A 23855-nucleotide genomic window follows, 5' to 3' on the forward strand; every position below is an offset into this window, starting at 1 on the left:
TTATGAACGACATTCTTTCGCGCTATTCTTCGCTTGTTGCTGACGTACGAGAGCATATCGTCCAGGGTTTAGACCTTTCCTCGTCAAAGGCCGTCGACGAAGGCATCTACGCACGTTTTAAAGACGTTGCCATCCCTCGAGCGTCTTCCGTCTCCCCTTCTCCATCATATCGCAGAGCGCCTAAACCCCCTGTAACGGTCGCTGTTGAGCCTGACATTCGTCATCGCAAGGAGAAAGCTCCTGTCGTCAAAGAAAGCACTAGCATCGAAGGTTTTGCTTTGGAGAAGTCCAAAAATTCTGAAAGCCTTGATCGTCCTGATGTCAAGGGTCTTTTTTCTGGGATTCTCCCTGACGGAGAGTTCCTCGAAGCCGTTCCTGACGACAGTGCTGCCAAGAAGAGGCATGCTCCTGCCGTCCCTGCTGTCGTCGTTGTTTTCCGTGGAGGGTCTTCTGACGACCATGATTTCCTTGGGAAGGTAACAAAAGCCATCAATGACACTATTATTCCCGCGGTTCTTTTCTCTTACGACCAGATCGAGGCATTATGGGGGTGGAAGGCATTTCTCTCTGAGCCTTCGTTACGTTATATTGTCGCCTGTAATTCTTTAGTAAAAGATAATCTCGGCGATTATTACCACGGTAGTAAAGGCGATGCTATTCCTACCCTTGGGTCTGCGTCTTTCGTTGGCCTTGAGAAGATATCGCGCTATCACAACAACACTGCTTTAAAGTCTACGCTTTGGAAGACGTTGCAGTCTGTCCTCGTCGGTGAAAAATGATGAAACAGTATCCACGTTATGTTTCTGTTATCCTTGACGTCGCTGTCGATAAAGCCCTTGACTATGGCGTTCCTGAGAAGCTCGTCGACGCTGCTGTCAGAGGCTCTCGTGTCGCCGTCCCTGTCCGCGGGCATTTACGATATGGTTATATTCTCGAAGTCAAAGACTCTTGTTCATATCCTCGTGTTGTTCCTATCCACGATGTCATCTCTTCCGATGCTGTTATCACCGAAGAGCTTTTCGAGGTAGCGTTATGGCTGTCGAAATACTATTGTTCTTCGTTGCGGCAGGCTCTAAAGACAATAATACCTTCGACGATACGTCGTGGCTTCTCCCATAAGGAGCAGCTTTTCGTAAAACGTAATGCCTCGCGCGATGCTTTAAGGAAGGTTTGTGAAGAATATAGGAACAAACATTCTTCGCAGTCTGAAGTCCTTGACGTCATGCTTAGGGTAAAGAAAGGGATCTTCCTTTCGGAGCTTATGGAGCTGGCGATGGTATCGCGTAGTCCTATAGACTCTCTTGTCAAAAGGGGTCATCTTTCTTGCGATGTCGTCCGTGTCGACAGGTCCCCTCTTGTCGGCGTAGAATATTTCAAGACTAAGGCGAAAGTCCTCAATGACGAGCAGTCTTCATCTTTTTCGGCGATATCGAAGACTCTCGACGACAAGGCTTTTGCCACGCATCTTATTTATGGTGTCACTGGAAGTGGAAAGACTGAGGTATACCTTCAGGCGATACAGCGTGCTCTCGATATGGGCCGTGGCGCTATAATGCTTGTCCCGGAGATATCGCTTACTGCGCAGACAATAGAACGTTTTAAAAGCAGGTTTAGCGATACTATTGCTATCTTACACCACCGTCTCAGCCATGGAGAGCGCTATGACGAGTGGCATAAGATCCTTACTGGCGAGGCAAGGATCGTCATAGGGGCACGTTCGGCGATATTTTCTCCTGTCAAGGATCTTGGTCTTATCATCGTCGATGAAGAGCACGAAAGCAGCTACAAACAAGAAGACGAGGCGCCGTGTTACCATGCTCGTGATGTCGCTGTCATGAGGGGCAGCATGTCTGGTGCTGCTGTTGTTTTGGGCAGTGCCACGCCTTCGCTTGAAAGCTTTTACAATGCCCAGCAGGGCAAGTATCACCTCCATACGTTACATTCGCGCCACAACAGTGCCACGATGCCTGTCGTCACCATCGTCGATATGAAGGAATCGCGCAAAAGAACCCACGGCTCGGAGTTCTCTGCAGAGCTTCTTGACGGCATAAAAAAGCGTTATGACAGTGGTGAGCAGTCGCTTTTGTTTTTAAACCGTCGTGGATACCATACTGCACAGATGTGTAAGACTTGCGGACATGTTATGGGGTGTGAGAATTGTGACGTTGCGATGACATACCACCGCAAGAGCAATATGCTGTCGTGCCACCTCTGTGGAAACACTATCGTTCCGCCGCCGCGGTCTTGTCCGGAATGTGGTAGTAGTGACTCTCTTCATTACCGTGGTGTCGGCACCGAGAAGATCGAAAGCGCCCTACATGCTATTTTCCCTGAGATCAGGACGATACGCCTCGACGCCGACACTACTAGGCACAAAGGCAGCCATGAGAAGCTTCTCCGCGACTTCCGCAATGGCAAGGCAGACGTTCTCATCGGCACACAGATGATCGCCAAGGGCTTACATTTCCCTGAGATAACCCTCGTCGGTGTTCTCAACAGCGATATGACGTTAAACATGCCGGACTTCCGTTCTTCGGAGCAGGCTTTCCAGCTTATCACACAGGTGTCTGGGCGGTCTGGACGCGGTGTTGTCGCTGGCGAGGTGATATTACAGACATATCTTCCTACTAATTCTACGATACTTCATGCATCACGGCAAGATTATACTGGTTTCTACGGCGAAGAGATATCTTCGCGAGAAATCTTCGAGTATCCGCCGTTTAGCCAGATGGTAAAGATATCATTCTCCGGCGCCGAAGAGAAAGCAACGCTTTCTAGCGCTGAATCCTTCAGGAAAGAGCTTTTACGTCGTCTTCCTCGTGGCTTCAAAGTCCACCCTGTTACACCTACTGGGCATGCGAAGGTAAAAAATCGATACCGCTTTCATTTTCTCGTCAGGGGTCCTAGCATTTTCACGCTAAATGACGCTATAAACGCTTCTAAAAAAGATTTCCCTTCACAAAAAAAGTGTTCTTTGCTTATAAACATATCTCCGCAAACAACATTTTTTTAGAATGACAACATCAACAGCAGCATTATTTTTAGAGCCCTCGCGATGTACAAAATATGGTGCTATCGGCGGCGTTTCGGCCTCGACTGTATCGCTTTTAACGTATGCTACGACTGGGGCTCTAACTTTTTATGCAGGCGCCATCTTCACCGCTTTGACCGCTCTCATCAGCAGCGTGGCGGCTCCTATATTCCAGAAACCTTTCGTCAAAGATCCTAAATGTTATAAAGAGACGACAAAAGGCTTCTTTGTCGACTATGCCTCTTTAAGTTTCAGTATAATAACGGCCTCTGTAGCTACGGCCTCTATTGGAATAACATCTTCTAGTGCTACTATCATCTCCACCGCTGCCGCTATTGCATCCAACCCTTTAGTCGCTATGACGTTTTCTTTAGTAGCAGCAGGCTCCTTTGTTGTCTCTCTTGCTGCGGCTTTTGCTGCTCACGGTTAACAAGCATCTCATATAGCTTGTGGGTTTTTGCTTTAAAAATAGTCTTTTTCTTACTATAATGGTATCTCTTGCAACAATTATTTAAGGAAGACGCTATGGAAGACGTTCACAACTACCGTTCTCATGAAGAGTTTATCAACCGTTCCCGCAAACTAGAAGAGATCAAAGCTCTTGGTGTCGAGCCTTATCCTCATAGTTTCTATCCTACGCATTCGCCTTTGAAGCTCCACGAAGAGTATTCCGATGGTGACCTTGGCACAAGCGAAGACGCTGCTGCCGGCACGACGCTTAACGTATGTGTTGCTGGACGTCTTGTATTATTCCGCGCCATGGGAAAGAACGCCTTCGCCCAGCTTCAGGGAGAGACGTCTAGGATACAGATTATGTTCAACAGGGAAAACACCGTCGTCACTGGCTATGACCCTGAGGGTTGTGGCGTTGTACAGGCTCCCAAGCCTCTGAAATTCCTTGAGAAGAAGCTCGATCTTGGTGATATCATCGGCGTTGAAGGCCATATCTTCCGTACACAGAAGGGCGAGCTTACGGTATACGCCAAGAAAGTGACGTTGTTATGCAAGACACTGCTTCCTCTCGCCGACAAACACGCTGGTCTTGCCGACAAAGAGGTGCGTTATAGGAAGCGCTGGCTTGACCTTATCACCCACGACGACGTCATGAAAACCTTCATTACTCGCAGTGCCATAGTACGTACGATACGTCGTTGTTTTGAAGACGCCGATTTCACAGAAGTCGAGACGCCTGTGATGCAGAACATCTACGGTGGCGCTCAGGCGCGACCTTTCAAGTCCCACTGCAACGCCCTCGACCAGGAGATGTTTCTACGTATTTCTCCAGAAATATCTCTTAAGAAGCTCATCATCGGCGGCATGGACAAGATCTACGAGATTGGCAAGGTTTTCCGCAATGAAGGCATCGACAAGAGCCACAACCCCGAGTTTACCATCTTAGAGGCGTATGCATCATACTGGGACTATAATGATATGATGTCGTTTGTAGAAAAGCTATTCGAGACCCTCGCCTTAGAGCTTTATGGTGACACTAAAGTCCCTGTAGGCTCCGAAGAGGAAGGTAATCTGACATATATCGAGATGAAAGCTCCATGGCGTCGTGTTACGATGAAAGACAGTATCAAAGAATATGGTGGTGTTGATGTTGAGGGCATGGATGACGACGCTCTACGCGCTGTTATCGTCGAGAAGAGTGCCTTCGATGCCGACGATGTAAAAGACACCCCTCGTGGGCTGCTTATCGCGCATCTTTTCGAGGAGCTCGTCGAAGACAAGCTCATACAGCCGCACCATATCACCGACCATCCTATCGAGACGACACCGTTGTGCAAACCACACCGCGACCCTAAAGAGCGTGCCGATGGCATCGTCGAAAGGTTCGAGAGCTTCATGATGGGCCGTGAGATGTGCAACGCTTATACCGAGCTCAACGACCCTGTCATACAGAAAGATCTCTTGGAAGATCAGGCATCGCGTCTTGCTTCTGGCGACGAAGAAGCCAACCCTCTCGATGAAGAGTTCATCGAAGCGATATGCCAGGGAATGCCTCCGACGTCAGGTGTTGGCATCGGCATCGACAGGCTTGTGATGGTATTCACAAATGCAGCTTCGATCCGTGACGTGCTATTTTTCCCATTCATGAAAAAGGAGTAAACTATGTGGCATAAAAGACTTCTGGCTGTAATTTTATCGTTCTTTTGCGCCACACTCTCTGCTGACATCATCGAGATGCCACATATGGAAGAACTTGTTGAATATGTCAATGACGACACTCTTGTCGTCTTCGACATCGACAATACCATCGCCATCCCTGTACAGACGCTTGGCTGCGACCACTGGTTTTTTCCGCATTACCAGGAATATTGCGATAGCGGCATGGGGAAAGAAGAGGCTCTAACAAAAGCTTTGCTTGAGTGGATGGCGATACAGAGCGTCTCCGAGGTTACTCTCGTCGAAGAAGGCATTGACGATGTTATCGTCGACCTTCAAACCCGTGACGTCGCCGTTATGGCGATGACGACACGCGGGCATTGGCTGGAGCTTGCGACGAGACACCAGCTTTCTTCTTTAGGGGTCGATATAGCAAAGACGTCGCCTTCTACGGCGACGATGTTCTTCTCCTTGGAGCGTCCTGTCATGCTTTCCGATGGTGTAATCTTCACCAACAACACCCACAAGGGGAACGCTCTTTTTACTGTACTTGATAGCATAGAATATTCTCCTGCTTCAGTGATCTTCATCAACGACAAGGCTTCGGACCTTGCTATGGTCGCCGATAGCTGCGAGGCTCGTGGTGTGCCGTTTATTGGCCTGCGGTATGGCTATACTGATGAGGCGGTTAACAACGTCGATATGGGCGTTGCTGGCGTGCAGTTCGAGCGTTTTATCAACATCCTTTCTGATGAAGAAGCTATAGCTTTGAAAAGATAAATGTTGAATACTATTTCATTGTTTCGCTAAAAGCATATTTGAGTAACTTATGTTATATCAAAGGATATGGTGATGAAACGAACAATCAAAGCTTTAATCAGAAAAAAATTCAACCGCGACAAACCTTTCCTTCTGGGTGATGTTGAAAAAAGAGTCGCGGAGTCGATGGCTATGGACAAACCGATACGTTTGGTTGGTTTTTGGGGCGTCGGAGAAAAAGACAAAACCGATGACTATGATATAAAGACGTGCAGATGGCTTGCGAAGCTTAATGAAGGCGTAAAAAAGTTTTACTCCAAAGGGATCTCCTTTGTTTTTATCATCGCTACAGAGCACGGCAAAAATAATGGCATCGATGATCACAAGATAGCATCGTATTCTTGTGCGATGGAGAAACTTTTTAAAGAGTTCGGTTTCGAATATATATACCTTAAAGATCTATGGGATCGCTGTGGTATAAGTTTCGAGAAAATCGATGAACTTCATAGCAAAAAACCTCTTGGGTGGTGGGAAGACGTCCCCCGCAGAAAATTATTAGAAAAAAACGCAAAAAACAGAAACCTTGATTTCCATTATACTGTTGCAGCGCAAAGATATTATATCATGAGGAATTTAGAAAAAGCCATGCTAGAAAAAGAGTTTGGCGACTGCATATTTCATTCGTTTTCTGATGCTAGGCTTGACTGTGTCTTACCACATATGCCACGACTATATTTATATGCAAGAAAAGGATGGAGCAATGCCCCTTGGTTCATGAAGTCTACCTGGAGTTTCTTCCAAAACCGGTTCGTGCTTTTCTTAAAGAAGATCGTCTATGCAATAAAAAAAAGTATGGGCTAATACCAATCCCGGGTTGAAAATGCATTTTTAACCCAGGATTGGTATAATTATCTTCACAAAATCTTTTCCAAGAAAAGACGGACGTATTTATAGAAACGTTTCTGCACAAGAAGGTTTTTGCTGCTACCATCCTTTAAAACGATAACATGCTTTCGGTATTCTTTATTTTCGGCATGTTCTTCCCAACAGCTTACGTGCTGTGTAGTTTTAATCATTTCGGGTGGCAGATTTTCACAAGATTTTACCTTCCCTCCCCCTCTGCGAAGTCGTGTCGGGCCTTTAGGGTTCAGTATGTCGAGGGTTTTAAAGATATCTGCGAAACGTGATACCTTAGCAACGTCTCGCAAAGCAAATATCGAGCAACTTACAGAATCTGTTTGTCTTTCCACAGCAACATCATAAATATGCGCTCTAGGAAATTTTGTTAATATTATTCTTTTGGGCTGCTCCGTATATATTTCCGCTGCCACGGAATCGGAAATCAAAGCTCTAACACCCATTGTATTATTCTCTATATATATCGGGATCATATGATGAATATACTCTTTAGCTTGGCCTCTCCGATGCCGTCTTATGATGAACATTTCCCTGCTTTTATCCTCTTTGATAAAAGTTGCAAGGTTTTCTTCGAAAGCTTCATCGTCATCACATACTCTGCACGGAACCTGAATGCTTTCTTTGTTGCGAAGATACTCTACGATAAAACGTACGCCTTCGGGTGTCAGTATGTGTTCTATATGCGGCCTATCATCATCTCCTGGTCTCTCGACCATCTCTTCTGCAACCATATATTTGCCAAGATCAGGATATCTGTCATATATCATTGTCATCAAAAACAGGTAATACTCTTTGAAACGACTATCGCCACTCTTTCCATCAACAGCCTGGCTTTCTAGCTCGTCAACAAGACTATCATATAATTCAAGAAGGACGTATTTTCTTTCTTCCTCTTTTACTTTCTTGAAAGATTCACAAAAAGACTGCTCTTCTTGATTTCTTATCGCTGTTTTAAGAGCTTCGTAACATTCTTCCTGAGGACCACGATCAATAATAGAAGCGCGCTGGAGAACATATCCTGTTGCAGAAAAAAAAGGTGTCGACGGCGAAATTTGCATGTTTACATATGTTCTTTTATGTTCACAAAATCTTTTCCAAGAAAAGACGGACGTATTTGTAGAAGCGTTTCTGCACAAGAAGGTTTCTATGACGGTCGTCAACAATTTTAACTGAATGCCTACCGACATTCTCCGTTAACGTTTCTGGGCTGACTCTCTCTCCATCTATTTTACCATGATGTATCACTCTTTTGGGATCGGGAGATAGAGCCTGTGCTTTATCAAGGCGACTTAATGACTGAGAGGTTTTCATCATCTCAAGAGGCAGTATTTCACAAAATTTTATTTTTGGCTTTCTTACTGTTTTATTAGGATTTAGTTCGTCGAGCGTTGTAAAGATGTCTTCGAAGCGTGAGATCTGTGCAACGTCGCGTAGAGAAAATATCGAGCAGCTTGTAGGGTCTGCTTGTCTTTTCATGTCGGCAACATAAATACGTGCTTCTGGAAATCTGGTTAGAATTTTTCTTTGCAGAAGAAAAGTATACTGTCCTGTTCCTGTAGAGTCGGAAATCAGTGCCTTATATGGCTCCCCCTCTTTCTTTTCTATATATACTGGAAGCACGTGATGTGAAACCCTTCCCTTGAAATCTCTTTGTTGTACTCGCACAATAAAAAGTTCTCTTATATCTTTATTATCAGGAAGGTCTCGTAGGTTTTTCTCAAAGGTTTCATAATCATCGCACATCCTGCACGGGAGCTTAAGGCTTCCTTTATTTCGAAGATATTCTATAACAACGCGTATCCCATCAGGTGTTAGCATATGTTCTATATGTAATTTTTTACCTTCTCTCGGCGCCCCCGGTCTTTCTTCTGCTACCATATAATCGCTAAGCTCGGGATAGTTGTCGTATATCATCGTCATCAAAAATAAGAACTTTTCTTTGAAGAAATAATCGCCAGTATCTCCTGAAACGACTTCGTCTTCTAGCGTAGATATAAGAGAATCATATATGCTAAGAAGCATAGTTTTTCTATCTTCGCCGCCAACCCCGTCAAAAGAATCGCGGAACGCCGCTTCGTCTCTTTTTTGTATAGCTTCTTCAATACCTTCATAAAAACTACTGGACTCTGAGTCTCTATCAGAGCCGTCATCGTCTATAGACATAAAAGATTTATCTCCTGATACTTCCATTTTAGCAACAAAGCTCCTATTTATTTTGTTTTATCGTACATCTTTCTTCAAGCGTGCGCCTTTAGGTGTATCTTCGATAGTATATCCTCGTGATGTTATTATGTCGCGGAGCTCGTCGGCGCGTTTCCAGTCTTTATCGTTGCGTGCCTGCTGGCGCTGCTCAAGAGCATCGAGGAGGTCTTGTGGGGTTTCTTCTTTTTCTGGTGTCATGATGCCAAGGACGGCGTCAAAGCTTTTCACCATAGCGAGGATTTTCTGTGCTTCTTCTGTTGATAGCGATCCTTTATCGGCGATGGCATTGACTTCGCGGATCATATCGAAGATCGCTGCCAATGCTTTAGCGATGTTAATGTCATCGGCGAGGGCCTCGGAAAATGCCTTCGTTGTCTTTTCGACGACGCCATCGGCGGCATTAGAAGAATCATCGCCTTGTATTTCTTCCATCCTTGTCACGAAAGAGTGTATCCTTTCTAGCGACGTCTTTACAGCGTCGAGTTCTTGTATCGTGAAGTTCAGCTGCATCCTGTAGTGTGTCTGTAGAAGCATATATCTTATTTGCTTGCCGGTATATCCTTTGTCTATGAGGTCTTTGAGGGTATAGAAATTTCCCAGGCTTTTTGACATCTTCCTGTTTTCTACGATGAGGTATTCAGAGTGCACCCACATCTTTGAGAAGGGTTCTCCGGTATATGCTTCTGATTGTGCTATCTCATTCTCGTGATGCGGGAATATGTTATCGACGCCGCCGCAATGTATATCGATGGTATTTCCTAATATCGCCTTTGCCATAGCAGAACATTCTAAGTGCCACCCCGGGCGTCCTGGGCCGAAGGTGCTCTCCCAGAAGATCTCGCCATCGCGATCTTTGTCGTATGCCTTCCATAAAACGAAATCCGAGGCGTGTTCTTTATCATATTCGTCGTTATCAGTACGTTCTGATGCGCCAGTTTTAAGGTCTTCGAGAGGAAGGTGTGACAGTTTTCCATATCCTTTGAACTTCGCTATAGAGAAGTATATACTACCGTCGCTGCCTTTGTAGGCGTACCCTTTGTCGAAGAGTCCCTGTACCATCGTTATCATGGCGTCGACATATTCCGTGGCGGCAGGGCGATGTTCTACGTCTTCGATGCCCAGTACGTTGAGGTCGTGGAGGAATGCTTCTTTATATTTCTTGGTGTACTCTTCAAGGGTAACACCAGCGGCAAGAGCGCCTTTTATCGTCTTGTCATCGACATCGGTGAAGTTCATCACCTGCTCGACGTCCATGCCAAAGAACTTCGCAGCACGCCGCAGCAGGTCTTCGAAGACATACGTCCTGAAGTTCCCGATATGAGCATAATCGTACACCGTAGGTCCACATGTATAGACGCGCAACGTCTTCCCATCGAGAGGCAGTACCGCCTCTTTTTTCCGCGTCATAGTGTTATACAAAACAAAATCCATAGCTCATAACCTTCTAGCTGACGTTACTACCATCTTGTTAAGAGGCTCTGCCTCTTAACAATCTCCGCCAAAGGAGATGTTCTCCTCTGGACTCCCCAATGCCGTGTCGCCCCGTTCTTACTGCCCTTCGCCTCATTTGTATGAGGTGCACCAGCTACAAAAACGCTTAGCCCGCTAAGGCGGGCTCATTTTCGGCAAAAGCCAAAAATAACGGCGTTTTATGACTGGTGCACCTCGCAAGCGAATCCCGCCATCGGCGATTTTTGCTGGCTCGCAAAAATCCTCTCCTCGGCGGGATATACAGCCCCTTGCAACACGCCAATCGTAAGATAACCTTCTAATATTCAATGTTACCACACCAAATAAAATGTTACAATACAAACCTCTTTCCTTGTCATCGCATATGCGATGGCTAGGAACGGCAGCAAATAAGAAGGCGTAAAGCAATGCTTTACGCCTTTTTATTTGTCGCCTACGTGGGGAGTCCAGAGGCGGATACCGCCTTTGGCGCGGGATTGTTAAGGGTGCGCGGAGCACCCTTAACGTAGCATGGTGTCGAGTTGGCGGTAGTTGACCTTGCCTGTTCCTGCTATGGGGATATCTTCGACGACGATGACGTCGGAGATCCTGGCGAGGTTGCTGAAGCCTGCGTCTTTTAGGGCGTCGTTAGCGGTTTTTGCGTCGATGTCGAAGATTGTGAAGAGGAAGAATTTCGTCTTGTCATCATCTTTTTCTTGCGCAGAGACTACTGTCGACGGTCCTTCGTGTATATGCGCCCATCCTTTTGCAAGGCCTTGCTCGAGGATGCCTTCTTCTAGTGCTTGCAGGCTTACCATCTCTCCGCCGATCTTTACGAAGCGCTTCATACGCCCTGACAGCGTGAGGTATCCTTCTTCGTCTAGAAATCCAAGGTCTCCGGTGTCGTACCATGAGAATCCTTGCGTCTCGATAAATGGCGACCGTGTCGAGGTACCTTGCAGATATCCGTGGAAGACGTTATCGCCTTTTGCTAGGACGAGACCACGTTCTCCGATAGGCAGTGGCTCGTGGGTGTCGGGGTGTACGATAAGAAGCTGTACGCACGACAATGCTTTTCCTACGCCTTTCTTTTTTGTTCCTGGGGCGTTCAACGTCAGTACTGGCGCACATTCTGTTATGCCATACCCTTCGATAACTTCTTTATCTTCTCCTAGTTCGGCGACTCTATCGAAAAGCTCTTGTGGTGCCTTTTCTGCGCCGGTAATGATATATCGTAGCGTAGCAAGCTGTTCTGGCGTTCCTGAATGCAGAAGTCCTTTTAGGAACGTCGGCGCGCTACATACCACTGTCGCTTTCCAGCGTTGTATTCCGTTTGCCATGGCGAAGCTGTCGGTGGGGTCTGGGAAGAAAGCGACTTTAAGTCCTGATATTAAAGGCATCATCCCTGTAACGGTGAATCCAAAAGAGTGGAATGGTGGAAGCACGGCATATAGTATGTCGTCGGCGGCAAGGCCTATAGAAGGCAGCGCTGCTCTGAGGTCGCTGAGGATATTATTGTGAGTGAGGGGCACGCCTTTAGGCATACCTTCGGTGCCGCTGGTAAAGAGAAGAACGGCGGTGTCGTCGCCTTTGGCTTTGTCGAAGCCGAAATTCTTGAGGAGGGCTTTTGTTCCTTTCTTAGCTTTTAATGCTGCTTTTATCTTACGTCCTAGCGTGAAATACGATTTCACATCTTCTAGCATCACGACGATATCTTCTATTCCTGTGAAGTCTACGTTTTTTGCTCTGTTGATGAATTTCCATGACGTAAGGACCTTTTTCATGCCGGTGGTCTTTACTATAGTCTCTAGGTGTCGAGAGCCTACCGTCCAGTTTATCATCACTGGTGTTTTTCCTGCGAGCAGCGTCGCCAAGACGAAGAGGTTCGCTCCTATCGATGCTGGGAGAAGGATGCCGATACAGTCTCCTGGCAATGTTTTTATATAATCTGCTAGTAATGCGACGCGGATTTTGAAGTCGCCATACGTCAAGACGCCAGAGCCATCATCGGCACATGCTATAGATTTTTTTCCCATACGTGCGCATGTGTTGAAGAAAACTTCTGGCAGTGTCTCACCTTCTGCGATTTCTGGGTGTTTCCGTTTTTTTTCTTCTTTATTCCATGCTTCGAAGTTTGGTATCACCGACGCTATAGCGGATTTTTTCTTCACCTTCTTTTTCTTGGCTGCGAAGGCCATCACCGACAATACCGTCGTTATTGCGTTGGGCTGCACACCCAGCACGTGATATTTATCTTCTAGGAAGAGTAATATCGTCGAGGCGTCTAGGGAGTCGAGACCGAGGTCTGTGGCAAGGTCTGTCGTCGGCGTTATATCTTCGGGTTTACGGTCTGCTAATTCAGCGAGTTCGGCGATGACTTCTTTCTGTATCTTTTCGGGGATATCTTCGATAGCGAACTCTTCTTCTTCGACAACTTCTTGCTGTTTAATTCTTGGAAACTCTTCACGCCATGCGCTGAAAGATACGAACTTCAATGGCTCGCCGTGATGTTTCCCGTCTTCGGTAGAATATGGCTTGTTGTACCATTCTTCGAGTGCTCTGTTGAATTCAAGGCGTGATTTGTCATATGGCAGGTCGTTGACGACCTCGAATTCTATGGTGACCTCGCGTTTTGGGGTGAAGAAGATAAGGTTCTTAAAGACGATCTTGGCGCTTTGCATTATCCACTTTGCTATAGGAGGGAGTTCTCCGGTGAGTGCTCGTGACGAAGAGCTGCCCCATAAGCCAGAGGTTCTGACAAGGACGACGTTGGCTTCGGGGACTTCGCTGAGGATGCGGTGGCATCCCGACGATCCGCCGATGACTTCCATTCCTGTTGACGTCGTGCGTCCTGCAGGGTAGAACAAAAGGTTTTTTCCGCTACGAAGGACGTCACAAACCTTTGCAAAGACTTTCTCGCTGCGGTGCATTTTAATGGTGTTGTGTGCTTCGTCGAAGGCAGGAATGGGGACACCGTCGGAAAGCCTTGCAAGCCAGTTGACGCCAGGCTTATAATACATATACTCTACGATGACGGGATGTGCCATGAATTTCTTGAGAGAGGCATTGACCATCACGGGGTCTAAGATAGAAGGATGGTTCGGCAGGAATATTATTCCGCCGGGCTTCGTTAACATCTTCTTGTTTATCCCTTTAAGACCTTTGATCGTTACGCGATACCGCAGACGCAATATCGTCATTATCACCCATCCTACAAATCTTCCCATAATCTTCTTCATAACACTCTCCTATTAGTCAGTGAATTACAATAAAGAATATTGTGGTATAGAAGGTAGAATCTTAGCAATGAAAAAAATGAATATTACTGACTGACGTTACTGACCTTACGCGATAGCCATTATTATGAAGGAATTTCGGAATAGGATTTTTCACCACAGAGTCACAGAGAACACAGAGAGGAAAAAGAATATGGCTGGGGGATTCCCCCAGACCCCCTTTTCATTGAACAATGAATAAACCCGGACACGGCAGTGCCCCTCTCGCCGTTGTCGTAAAAATAAGATTGCATCTTTACGTTTGCTCTAGGGAAAACAAAGAACGGAAGTACAATCAACGACAATGTCGACAGCTGTGCGTCCGCTGCGCGCGCTCTGCGCAGTGGGCGCTCTCTGTGTGCTCTGTGTCTCTGTGGTGAGAAATTGTGGCTTGTTACTTTTTATTGCAGGGGCGGGAGGCAGCCCTGGGAAACTCTGTGGTAAAAAAATCGGTAGCGCGTAACATCAGTGACGTTACTGAACGCTTAAGATCTCTGTCAACGATGGCATCGTCCTTTCCGGTGGCGTCTTCGATATACCCATTTTCTCAAAATAGCTGGCAAATATTTTCTTTGTCAATTTTGTAAACTCTTCCATGAAATCATACATCTCATCGGCAGCAGAAGATATACTTGCCTCTTCGAACTTCTTATGCGCCGGGGAAGTCTCATCACCTGCCACTGCATTGATAACATCTACCAGCCCCTGAATCTGCGAAGATGCCATGTCTAGAGCATCGCTTGTTTCTTCGTCAAAAGTTCGTTTTTCTGACACCAAACAGTCAAACAACATCTCGGATTGTTGCTGTGTCAATGTTTTGCGGCCTTGTAAAACGTTGACGAACCGTGCGGCAACAAAATCACGACGTCTCTCGAAAGAAATCTCTCTTTTGCTTAGGGCGAAGATTTTTTCTATGTGCCCCAAGATTTCCTCGATATCTTTATCGTCTCCACCTTCTTCTTGAACTATCGACATTACCGGCAATTCCGGCAATGCCAAGGCCACAGCCGATGCAGCACCTGAAGCCACTGAACCTCTCCTACTCTGGTCCGTTTTCAAAGATGCTTGGTCTGACAAAGCCGAAAGTCTTCTGTGTGTTGGCGTCCTAGTTTCTTCTCGTTGTGGTTCGTCAGCATCTCCATCAACAATGCCAACACCGACATCGCTGAGGTCGACATCACCGACATCATCCGATGTCTCTGAATCGACAGACAGCGCATCGGAAATAACGCGTCTATGTCCATGTCTAAAGGGCTGTGCTTGTTTCGATGTTCTGTCTGCCTTTTCAACAAAGCTTTTTTCCGCAGCATCAGATTTGTCGAATTTCAATATTCCAGCATCAGCAAGCTCTTGTGCATGCTTAAGAGCTCTGTTTGCATATTTCATCCCTTTGATAAACGATGGCCCTATATCATGCCCCTCTTCCAGCATCTGCTGCATTTTCCTGATAAAGCAAAGAGAATTTTCCATAAAGCTTTCAAAAAGATCCAGATGGTTGTTTTTTTGATATCCTGTCGGCATAGCATATAAGCTTTTCTGATGAGACTTCCTCTCTTTCTCGGGGTCAGAAGGACGCTTATCTTGAATCCGACTCTTCAGCTTCGTCAGGCGTAGATTCTCCGCAATAAGAAATTCTTGCTCTTTTTGTAGCTTTGCCACCTCTTCCACAGATATTTCCTGTTCTGGCTTTGACACTGTTTCATTTAAATGTTTTCTAGCGATTTCCAATCTTATGTTTAAATCTTTCAAATCCTCTTCTAAAATCATCTGTTCTTTTTCCTGAAGGAACAGCTGCCCGCCGCGTCGAGCACATATGGCATTGAAAGTACCAAGGCCGAGATATCCTCCATTTAAAAAATAATTTTTTATCACTCCAAGGCGACAATATTCTATGAGCAAATCGTCATGTTTTTTCTTGTCGCAAGGAAAAAGAAATATACGCTTTCGCAAACTATCTATTTCCCTAGAACTCTTGTCCATCTTCTTCGAAAGAGTGATAAGCATCGATGACGCGTTCTTTACAGCTGCAAAGCTATGGTCTTCACCTTCTTTAACACAGTCCTCTATGCCTTCATGGATCTTTGCTTCAAACTCTAGGACTTCCTGCTTCAGCTCCTTGCCGAAATACTCTGACATTATATTTCCATAATCGTCAAGAATTTTGCGTTCCAATTCCGTATCATCTCTTAACGAATCTTCAGCTTTTTTTTGTGCAGTAAATAGTTTAAGGGCTCCGACGAGGCGGATAACTTCATAATAATATTTCTTTTTGCCTTCTTCGGTCTTAAGGAGGTCGGCCGAATACCGCTGAGAAGAACTCCTAGGATATACTTCCACGTCGGCTTTAACAGAAGAAAGCCCGCCAAGATAATGAAACCATAGCCTGTCAAAAATTATCTTGCCGAGGATAAGCTGATATTCCGACAGTCTTTCTTCGGAATCTTCTATGAGGTTTTCATCGACATCGGAAGAAGGTCTTTCCGTACCAAAATGGGCACCTTTAACAGGAGAAAAGCCAAGAACCCTGAAAGTCTCGGAAACCATACCACTTATAGTCTTCACAATATCTATACGACAAGAATGCCATTCCGCATTACGTATATCCTCCCAAGAAAAATCAGGTTTTTGCATCTCTATTATCTTCTCAGAATATTGTGAATTTCTAGAATAAAGATTCCAAATTTCAGTGAAATGGAGGCTGCTATCTATAAACGAAACAATGTCTTCGGCGCTTTGCTTAAGTGTTTTGTTTTTTTCTTCAGAACGAAGGTCTTCAAGCCCTTTAAGAAAATCGGCGGAATCTATTCTGGGACCAGCTACACTGCCAATTGAATTTCCATAAGAATCAAAATGTCGGACTTGGTCAAGCTTTAAAGAAGCAACAGGAGAAACAGGAGCAGAAGAAGTCGCCACAGCGATGCCCTCTTCTAAAGAAGCGGGGTCGGTGACCGGCCTCATTTTTATAGGAGAAATCTCGAGTTTCGGGCCGCCCAAAGATAGTCTAGGTAAAGGTACCATATTGCCTCAAAATAATATAAACCTAAGTTCTTTCATGCACTTGAGGTTTAAAATTTATACTAGTTTTTTTTATAAAATCCATCAAAAATATTCTTTATAGTCTGATAATATACACTAAACTGTTGTTTTTGCAATATATTTCTTGATTTTTGTTTATAAATGGTATAAATTCGTCTTTTTTTGAAAAAATAGCAGGAAATGTTATGGAAATGCAATTTGATGGCGTTGTTCCCGATGCGGCAGACTCCTATACAGACCCTTTTGATCCTCCGGCGGAGGCAGCTTCTTCAGGCAATAGGGCACCAAAGATTACAATTACCCCTCCTTCTACTAGAGACATCACGATGGCGCATCCTCCTCCTGCTCCGAGAGCCCAGGATGCAGTAAATCATACTTTTACTCATGGAGGTGGCGCTTTTGATAAAACTGGCTTAGCTACAGCGCAAGTTGCTGCTAGGCGCTATTTAAGGATGCCTCCTCCGAAAAGCATGTCTGGAGAGGCGAAACCTTTATAAAAGCGTATAGGAATAGCGTATAGCGTATAATTTTGTCTCCGAACTATGAGCTATGTAGCGTAGCTACATTTTCTTCTTCTGTTGTCGTGTCGATTTCGCTGGTATTTAGCAGTGGTGTGACGTCTTCTGTTATGGCGTCGATTTCTTCTATAGTTTCTAGCATTTCATGGATAGTATCTATGACGTCATTTTTCTCTGTAGCGGCTGCTGTGCCTAATGACGCCATAGCTATTGTAGCGATAATGCCTATGTAGTATCGTATTCTCATAGATATCACCTATGTGATTATTTTTTATTTGGGTCGTTTTTATCACCTGGTGCGTACATATCATTTACGGCGGCTTTTAGCACCTCGATTTTACTTCCGTCGCACATCTTAAGGATAACGGTATCATCGTTTATTGCATCTACTGTCCCTACGATGCCTACTGCTATGACTTTATCGCCTATTTTTAGGGAATTTCTTTTTTCTTCTAATGCTTTACGTTTCTTTTGTTCTGGGCGCCATAGTATCAGGTAGAAGAATGCTAGTGCTACGAGTATCATAATCATCGTCTGTGAGAGTCCACCGCCTTTTGCTGGGGTTCCATCTTCTTGGCAGTATAGTCCGCTTGTAATGAAGAATGTATAGAATGCTGTAAGGCTTAATATTGTTTTTTTCATAGTCTTTCCTTTTGTTTTTTTTATGTTGGGTATATTTTACATACTTCGGCATAGAATTCTTGTACTTTGTTATTGCGTATAGCGTGCCTCAATCTTTTCATGAAATCAAGATAAAAAGCAAGATTCTGCAGTGTTACCAGTGTAAGCCCTAGGACCTCTCCGACGTTTATTAGGTGTCGGACGTACGCCTTAGAAAACTGTGAAGCGTAGCTGTCGAGGCCGGGGTCTAGTGGTGAGAAGTCGTCGGAATATTTACCGTTTTTTATGTGTATCTTCCCGGAGGTGGTGAATGCCGTGCCATTGCGGGCGTTACGTGTTGGCATGACACAGTCGAACATATCGACGCCGCGCATAACGGCTTCGACGATATTCCGTGGTGTTCCGACACCCATAAGGTATCGCGGCTTATCGGCGGGAAGGTGTGGCGTCGTGGCTTCGACTGTAGAATTCATAGCCTCTCTGGGCTCTCCTACGGAAAGGCCTCCTATGGCGTATCCGTCGAAGTCCATGGAGCGGAGTTCTTCTGCGCAGTTTCGGCGTATATCGTCGTAGGTGCTTCCTTGTACTATACCGAAAAGATGCTGATGATCGGAGAGGGAGTAATCGCGGCATTTCCGCGCCCATGATAGCGTCTTTGTTACGGCGGCCTCGGTTTTCTCCCGCGAAGAAGGATATGGTGGGCATTCGTCGAAGGCCATGACGATATCGGAGCCTAGGGCTTTCTGTATCTTCATGCTCTCGTTTGGTCCTAGGAAATGCCGCGACCCGTCGATATGCGACTGGAATGTTACGCCTTCGTCGGTGATAGTATTTAGTGCTGCTAGGGAGAAGACCTGAAACCCTCCGGAGTCGGTGAGGATGGGGTGTTCCCAGCGCATGAATTTGTGTAGGCCTCCGGCTTTAGCGATGATGTCGGCGCCGGGGCGTAGCATCAGATGGTAGGTGTTTCCGAGGATTATTGAAGCGCCAATGTCTTCAAGCTGGCGGTTGGTGACGGTTTTCACCGTAGCGCGCGTGCCGACAGGCATGAATACTGGCGTCTCGATAGTGCCGTGTGCCGTCTCGATAGTGCCGAGCCTTGCTTTTGTTGTATCGTCTTCTTTTTCTAGGGTAAAAAATGGCATGGTATATCCTCGATGTTATCGAGAATAATACCTTATAAGAGACTAATTTTCAAGGAAGAATCGAAAGCTGGTTTATCGTGCAACATACTTACTTTTATTGATAATTGATAACTGATCATTGATCATTGAAAAGCGGCTATGCCGCATATTATGTTATTCTAACGCGGACGTCGTGATGTTCTTTCTCATCTTTTCTTTTAGAGTTTTTTTTATTAGAGAATATAAGGTGTGGATGATTTTCACCGTCATCGATGACGTCGATATGTTCTATGGCGTCGAAATATGCGTGCGACATCTTCGAATCCATTTCTTCTTCTGCTTCATTATGGATTTCTTTTACATCGACATGGTGAGTATGTTCACTGCCCTGAAGTTCTCCGCCGGTCATAGTATGGCCTCTTAATAATAACTTTCTTTCTTGTGTACCATAATGGATATTTGAATTTCAAGCTTGCTTCTAAAAAACAAAGTTTATACAGTGTTGACCGATATCATCAGAAACACAAAAAAGGAAGTATACTATGGTTGAAAACAAGCCTCTCCACAAGGAATTCAAAAACATAACGCCCAGCGACTCTTGGAGGGTGTTTCGCATACTTTCGGAGTTCGTCGACGGCTTCGAGACGTTAACAGACCTCGGGCCTTCAGTGACGATCTTCGGTTCTGCGAGGATGACTGATGACAACCCATATTATTCCGTTGCCACCGACGTCGCAGAGAAGATCGCCTCTAGGGGTTTCAGCGTCATCACCGGTGGTGGTCCTGGCGTCATGGAAGCCGCCAACAAAGGCGCCCAACTCGCCAAAGGATCGTCTTGTGGCATAGGCATCGACGTCCCGTACGAATCCGACCTCAACCGCTATGTCGACCCTAAACACCGCCTTATATTCCGGTATTTCTTCGTCAGGAAGGTGATGTTTGTAAGGTATGCGCAGGCTTTCGTCTTCCTTCCAGGAGGCTTCGGAACTCTCGACGAGCTGTTTGAAGTACTAACGTTGATACAGACTAATAAGATCATGCACGTCCCCATATATCTTATCGGCAAAGAATATTGGGAGAAGTTCGGCGAATGGCTCAAGGAGAACCCCGTCGCTCATGGTCTCGTCGATGCTGAGAATCTCGACCTGTATACCATAACCGACGACCTCGATGAAGTTGCCGAAGGCATCGAAGCCCACTACAATGCTTCTACGACGACAGAAACTCTAGAATTCTGATCAGTGATCAGTTATCACTGATGTTACGCGCTACCGATTTTTTCACCACAGAGCCACAGAGTACACAGAGAGCGCCCACTGCGCAGAGCGCGCGCAGCGGACGCACAGCTGTCGCCATTGTCGTTGATTGTACTTCTTTTCTTTGTTTTTACTATATCAAACGTAAAGATACGACCCTACTCTTACGACAACGGCGAGAGGAGGCACTGCCGTGTCCGGGTTTATTCATTGTTCAATGTTCAATGTTCAATGAAAAGGGGGCCTGGGGATTTTATAGCGTATAGTTATAGCGTATAGTTATAGCGTTTAGCGGATAGAATAACTGATCACTGATCATTGATCATTGAGCATTGAAAAGTCGCATCCTTCTGCGATGATATCGTCGACGTAGTTGAGGGTATATTGCTTTCCGCCTTGGAAATTGACATCCTCGAGCATATACTGATGGAATGGTATTGTCGAATGCACGCCTCCTATGTGGAACTCTCGCAGTGCGCGTCTTGCAACTTTCATCGCTTCGTCGCGATCTTTTCCTCTGACGATGAGTTTTGCTATCATAGAGTCGTAGTGTGGTGTTATAGCATATCCCGAGTAGCATGCGGTATCGACACGGACGTGTGGACCTCCTGGTGCTACGAAATATTCTACTTTCCCTGGCGAAGGCATGAAGTTTTTCTGTGGATCTTCGGCGTTGACGCGGAACTGCATGACGTGTCCAGAGAATGATATATCTTTCTGTCTATACTGCAGTTTTTCTCCTCGTGCTATACGGATCTGTTCTTTTAAGATATCGACGCCGGTGAGTTCTTCGCTGACGCTATGTTCTACCTGTATCCTGGTATTCATTTCCATGAAGTAGAACTTTCCGTGTTTATCGATGAGGAATTCTACCGTCCCTGCGGAGTGGTATTTCGCTTCTTTTGCGACGTTTACTGCGGCATTACAAATTGCTTTGCGGAGTTTTTCGCTGATGGCGGGGCTTGGCGACTCTTCGATGAGTTTCTGTCGTCGTCGTTGTATCGTACAGTCACGTTCTCCTAGGTGTATATATCTTCCGTGTTTATCTCCGAGGATCTGCACTTCTACATGCCGTGGATCTTCGATCATTTTCTCGATATATACGTCGGGGTTGCTGAAGTTTATCTCCGCCTCAGCGCGCGCTGCGGTATATTGTTTTTCTAGCTCTTCGGCGCTGTAGGCGATACGTATCCCGCGCCCCCCTCCTCCTGCTACAGCTTTTACGAAGATGGGATATCCCAGGTTCTTTGCTATGTCTTTGGCTTTGTTAAGGTCGTTGACGATACCTGCAGAGCCTGGTATCACCGGACATCGTGCGTTACGTGCTGTGACCTTTGCTTCGGCTTTATCGCCGAGGAGTGATATCGTCGAAGAGTGCGGCCCTATAAACGTTACGCCGCAGCTTTCGCATATCGAGGCGAAGTTCGCATTCTCGCTGAGGAAGCCGTATCCGGGGTGTATGGCGTCGGCGCCGGAGATCTCACAAGCCGAGATGATGTTAGGGATCCTCAAGTACGACATCGTCGCTGCAGAGGCCCCTACGCATATTGCCTCGTCGGCATGAAGGACGTGTAGGGCTTCGGCGTCGGCCTGGGAATATATCGCTACGGTTTTGATTCCGAGGTCGTGACACGCCCGTATTATCCTGACAGCGATCTCTCCACGGTTTGCTATTAAAACTTTTTTCATGATTATCTTGTTATATTATACGGAAAATTTTGGTGCCGAACTCTACGGGGTGTCCGCTTTCGACGAGGAGCTCGTCGACGGTACCGCTTACGCCGGCTTTTATTTCGTTCATAACCTTCATAGCTTCTACGATACCGACGACGGTATTCTCTTCGACGACGTCGCCGACTTTAACGAAAGGATCGCTGTCGGGCGATGCTGCGTTGTAGAAAGTCCCTACCATCGGAGATTCTATGTGGTGGCATGATGGCTTTTCTGTACTCGCCTCTTTTTCTTCGCCTTCGGCGAGATCGTGCTGCTGTGTCGCTGTCTTGCTCTCAGAGTATCCCGGGACATTACTTGCCGCCATGACGACCTGTGGCTGCTGACGCTCGAGGCATATCTCTACACCATCTTCTTTGATATGAAGCTTTGTCAGGCCCTTCTCATCCATGATATCTATGAGTTCTTTTATACGTTCTTGTTCCACGATATTGTTCTCCTAAATGTTATATCCTTTGGATGTATTCGCCTGTTGTCGTATCGATTTTTATTATGTCGCCGACGTGGATAAACTGTGGCACTTCGACAGTAGCCCCTGTTTCGATGACGGCTTTTTTTATTGTGTCGGAGACGAAGACATCGTCGTCATCGCCTTCGATTTCTACTACCATAATCTCGAGAAACTGTGGCAATTCTATCGAGAAGACGACGTCGCCATACCGTTCTGCGACGACTTCGACGCCTTCTTTTAGGTAGTCGGCCTTTTCACCGACGACATCGACTGCTACACGTATCTTCTCGAAATCTTCGACGTCGAGGAACAGGTAGTGTTTATTTTCAAAATATAGGTATTCGAGTTTCTTTTCTTCGAGGGTAACGCTTTTTACTGGCTGGTCGACCCTGAAGTTTTTCTCTATGATTTTATCGGTAGAAAGCTCTTTAAGTTTAGCTTTGAAGAAAGGATTTTTCTTCGCTACCGTCACTCTAACGCTAGACTCTACTCTATAAATCTTCTTACCGATCATTATCGTCATACCAGTAGCGATATGTTTGTTTGTTGTCGTTCCCATTGTTTTCCTTCAGTTATTGTTGTGCACACGACCGCAATGATGCTATCGCTTCTTTTAGGTCTTCTTGTTGTAATAGGTATGTCCCCGAGACAAGGACGTTGGCGCCAGCATCGATAGCTAGGCGTCCTGTCTCACGCGTCACTCCCCCATCGACCTGTATATCGAAAGGCGGCAGTGTTTTCTTCTGCTCTTCGTTTTGTGCTGTAACACCGCCGGCACGGACGCCGAGGTTGTCGCACATCTCCCTAACGAAACGTATCTTCTCAAGAACCTCGGGGATAAATTCCTGCCCTCCGAAGCCTGGGTTTACCGTCATCATCAGCATCATATCGCATTTGTCGAGGAATTTCATTGTAAGAGATTCTGATGTCTCGGGGTTGAACGCCAGCCCGGCTTTGACGTTACACTTCCTTATATATTCTAGCGTATCGGTGACGTCTTCTGTAGACTCGAACTGTATCGTTATCATATCGGCGCCGGCCTCGACAAAGCTCTCTATATAATCGTACGGGTTGTATATCATAAGGTGTACGTCTAGCGGCAGCGACGTAGCACGGCGTATCGCCGCAACGGCTTTTGATCCTATGGTGATGTTGCGGACGAAATGCCCGTCCATAATATCGATATGTAAATAGTCGGCACCAGCGTCTTCGATGCGCTTTGCTTCGGCGGCGAGGTTCCCGAAATCTCCTGCGAGGATCGAAGGTGCTATCTTGATGTCTTTGTGGTCCATTTTTACCGTCCTATAATAAAATAATTTCGGCACGGTTCAAAACATGCCATTTTGGAGTAACAATTGATTCTACCATAGAGATC

At 46.0% G+C, this 23855-nt stretch carries 21 protein-coding genes; 8 read left to right on the forward strand and 13 right to left on the reverse strand.

The window, feature by feature from the left end; genetic code table 11:
* Nucleotides 1-2: 2 nt before the first annotated feature.
* From HN980_03015 to HN980_03040, 6 genes are all read left to right on the forward strand, one after another.
* On the forward strand, nt 3-779 hold the full coding sequence (locus HN980_03015) for a hypothetical protein (GenBank protein ID MBT6928450.1): 777 nt from the start codon (nt 3-5) through the stop codon (nt 777-779).
* Nucleotides 779-3013, forward strand: coding sequence for a primosomal protein N' (gene priA, locus HN980_03020; protein MBT6928451.1), 2235 nt, complete (start codon nt 779-781; stop codon nt 3011-3013). Before HN980_03015 ends, priA begins: the two co-directional genes overlap by 1 nt.
* 1 nt (nt 3014) lies before the next feature.
* Nucleotides 3015-3461 (forward strand): hypothetical protein, encoded by a 447-nt coding sequence (locus HN980_03025; protein ID MBT6928452.1) that lies wholly within the window; start codon nt 3015-3017, stop codon nt 3459-3461.
* Nucleotides 3462-3556: 95 nt separating this feature from the next.
* Nucleotides 3557-5143, forward strand: a complete 1587-nt coding sequence (lysS, locus tag HN980_03030) for a lysine--tRNA ligase (GenBank protein ID MBT6928453.1) — start codon at nt 3557-3559, stop codon at nt 5141-5143.
* A 3-nt stretch (nt 5144-5146) separates the two neighbouring features.
* On the forward strand, nt 5147-5920 hold the full coding sequence (locus HN980_03035) for a DUF2608 domain-containing protein (GenBank protein MBT6928454.1): 774 nt from the start codon (nt 5147-5149) through the stop codon (nt 5918-5920).
* A 72-nt stretch (nt 5921-5992) separates the two neighbouring features.
* The gene (locus HN980_03040; protein MBT6928455.1) at nt 5993-6760 is read left to right on the forward strand and encodes a hypothetical protein; all 768 of its coding nucleotides are present in this window, start codon (nt 5993-5995) and stop codon (nt 6758-6760) included.
* 53 nt (nt 6761-6813) lie between these two features.
* Here the strand turns inward: HN980_03040 and HN980_03045 are convergent, their stop codons facing one another.
* The 5 genes from HN980_03045 to HN980_03065 form a co-directional block, all read right to left on the reverse strand.
* Nucleotides 6814-7875 (reverse strand): hypothetical protein, encoded by a 1062-nt coding sequence (locus tag HN980_03045; GenBank protein ID MBT6928456.1) that lies wholly within the window; start codon nt 7873-7875, stop codon nt 6814-6816.
* Nucleotides 7876-7897: 22 nt separating this feature from the next.
* The gene (locus tag HN980_03050) at nt 7898-8980 is read right to left on the reverse strand and encodes a hypothetical protein (protein MBT6928457.1); all 1083 of its coding nucleotides are present in this window, start codon (nt 8978-8980) and stop codon (nt 7898-7900) included.
* A gap of 57 nt (nt 8981-9037) precedes the next feature.
* Nucleotides 9038-10450 (reverse strand): cysteine--tRNA ligase, encoded by a 1413-nt coding sequence (locus HN980_03055; GenBank protein ID MBT6928458.1) that lies wholly within the window; start codon nt 10448-10450, stop codon nt 9038-9040.
* Between the two features lie 539 nt (nt 10451-10989).
* The gene (locus HN980_03060; protein MBT6928459.1) at nt 10990-13707 is read right to left on the reverse strand and encodes an AMP-binding protein; all 2718 of its coding nucleotides are present in this window, start codon (nt 13705-13707) and stop codon (nt 10990-10992) included.
* Between the two features lie 510 nt (nt 13708-14217).
* Nucleotides 14218-16761, reverse strand: a complete 2544-nt coding sequence (locus HN980_03065; protein ID MBT6928460.1) for a hypothetical protein — start codon at nt 16759-16761, stop codon at nt 14218-14220.
* A gap of 203 nt (nt 16762-16964) precedes the next feature.
* On the opposite strand from HN980_03065, the gene HN980_03070 reads away from it, so the two are divergent.
* Complete coding sequence (locus HN980_03070; protein MBT6928461.1) at nt 16965-17276, forward strand: hypothetical protein; 312 nt, start codon at nt 16965-16967, stop codon at nt 17274-17276.
* A gap of 43 nt (nt 17277-17319) precedes the next feature.
* On the opposite strand, the gene HN980_03075 is transcribed toward HN980_03070, so the two are convergent.
* The 4 genes from HN980_03075 to HN980_03090 form a co-directional block, all read right to left on the reverse strand.
* Nucleotides 17320-17544, reverse strand: coding sequence for a hypothetical protein (locus HN980_03075; protein ID MBT6928462.1), 225 nt, complete (start codon nt 17542-17544; stop codon nt 17320-17322).
* Nucleotides 17545-17561: 17 nt separating this feature from the next.
* The gene (yajC, locus tag HN980_03080; GenBank protein MBT6928463.1) at nt 17562-17939 is read right to left on the reverse strand and encodes a preprotein translocase subunit YajC; all 378 of its coding nucleotides are present in this window, start codon (nt 17937-17939) and stop codon (nt 17562-17564) included.
* Between the two features lie 20 nt (nt 17940-17959).
* A complete protein-coding gene (tgt, locus tag HN980_03085; GenBank protein MBT6928464.1) occupies nt 17960-19063 on the reverse strand; it encodes a tRNA guanosine(34) transglycosylase Tgt in 1104 nt (367 codons plus the stop codon).
* Nucleotides 19064-19211: 148 nt separating this feature from the next.
* The gene (locus HN980_03090) at nt 19212-19451 is read right to left on the reverse strand and encodes a hypothetical protein (protein ID MBT6928465.1); all 240 of its coding nucleotides are present in this window, start codon (nt 19449-19451) and stop codon (nt 19212-19214) included.
* 133 nt (nt 19452-19584) lie between these two features.
* Here HN980_03090 and HN980_03095 point away from each other — a divergent pair, with 133 nt between their 5' ends.
* The gene (locus HN980_03095; GenBank protein MBT6928466.1) at nt 19585-20280 is read left to right on the forward strand and encodes a TIGR00730 family Rossman fold protein; all 696 of its coding nucleotides are present in this window, start codon (nt 19585-19587) and stop codon (nt 20278-20280) included.
* Between the two features lie 333 nt (nt 20281-20613).
* On the opposite strand, the gene accC is transcribed toward HN980_03095, so the two are convergent.
* Genes accC through rpe form a run of 4 tightly spaced genes read right to left on the reverse strand, consistent with a single transcriptional unit; the run spans nt 20614 to nt 23772 of the window.
* On the reverse strand, nt 20614-21987 hold the full coding sequence (gene accC, locus HN980_03100; protein ID MBT6928467.1) for an acetyl-CoA carboxylase biotin carboxylase subunit: 1374 nt from the start codon (nt 21985-21987) through the stop codon (nt 20614-20616).
* A gap of 10 nt (nt 21988-21997) precedes the next feature.
* On the reverse strand, nt 21998-22456 hold the full coding sequence (accB, locus tag HN980_03105) for an acetyl-CoA carboxylase biotin carboxyl carrier protein (GenBank protein ID MBT6928468.1): 459 nt from the start codon (nt 22454-22456) through the stop codon (nt 21998-22000).
* A gap of 19 nt (nt 22457-22475) precedes the next feature.
* On the reverse strand, nt 22476-23039 hold the full coding sequence (locus HN980_03110) for an elongation factor P (protein MBT6928469.1): 564 nt from the start codon (nt 23037-23039) through the stop codon (nt 22476-22478).
* 13 nt (nt 23040-23052) lie between these two features.
* Nucleotides 23053-23772, reverse strand: a complete 720-nt coding sequence (gene rpe / locus HN980_03115) for a ribulose-phosphate 3-epimerase (protein ID MBT6928470.1) — start codon at nt 23770-23772, stop codon at nt 23053-23055.
* Nucleotides 23773-23855 lie beyond the last annotated feature (83 nt).

The sequence above is a fragment of the Waddliaceae bacterium genome (assembly GCA_018694295.1).
In the GTDB taxonomy this organism is placed as follows: Bacteria; Chlamydiota; Chlamydiia; order Chlamydiales; family JABHNK01; genus JABHNK01.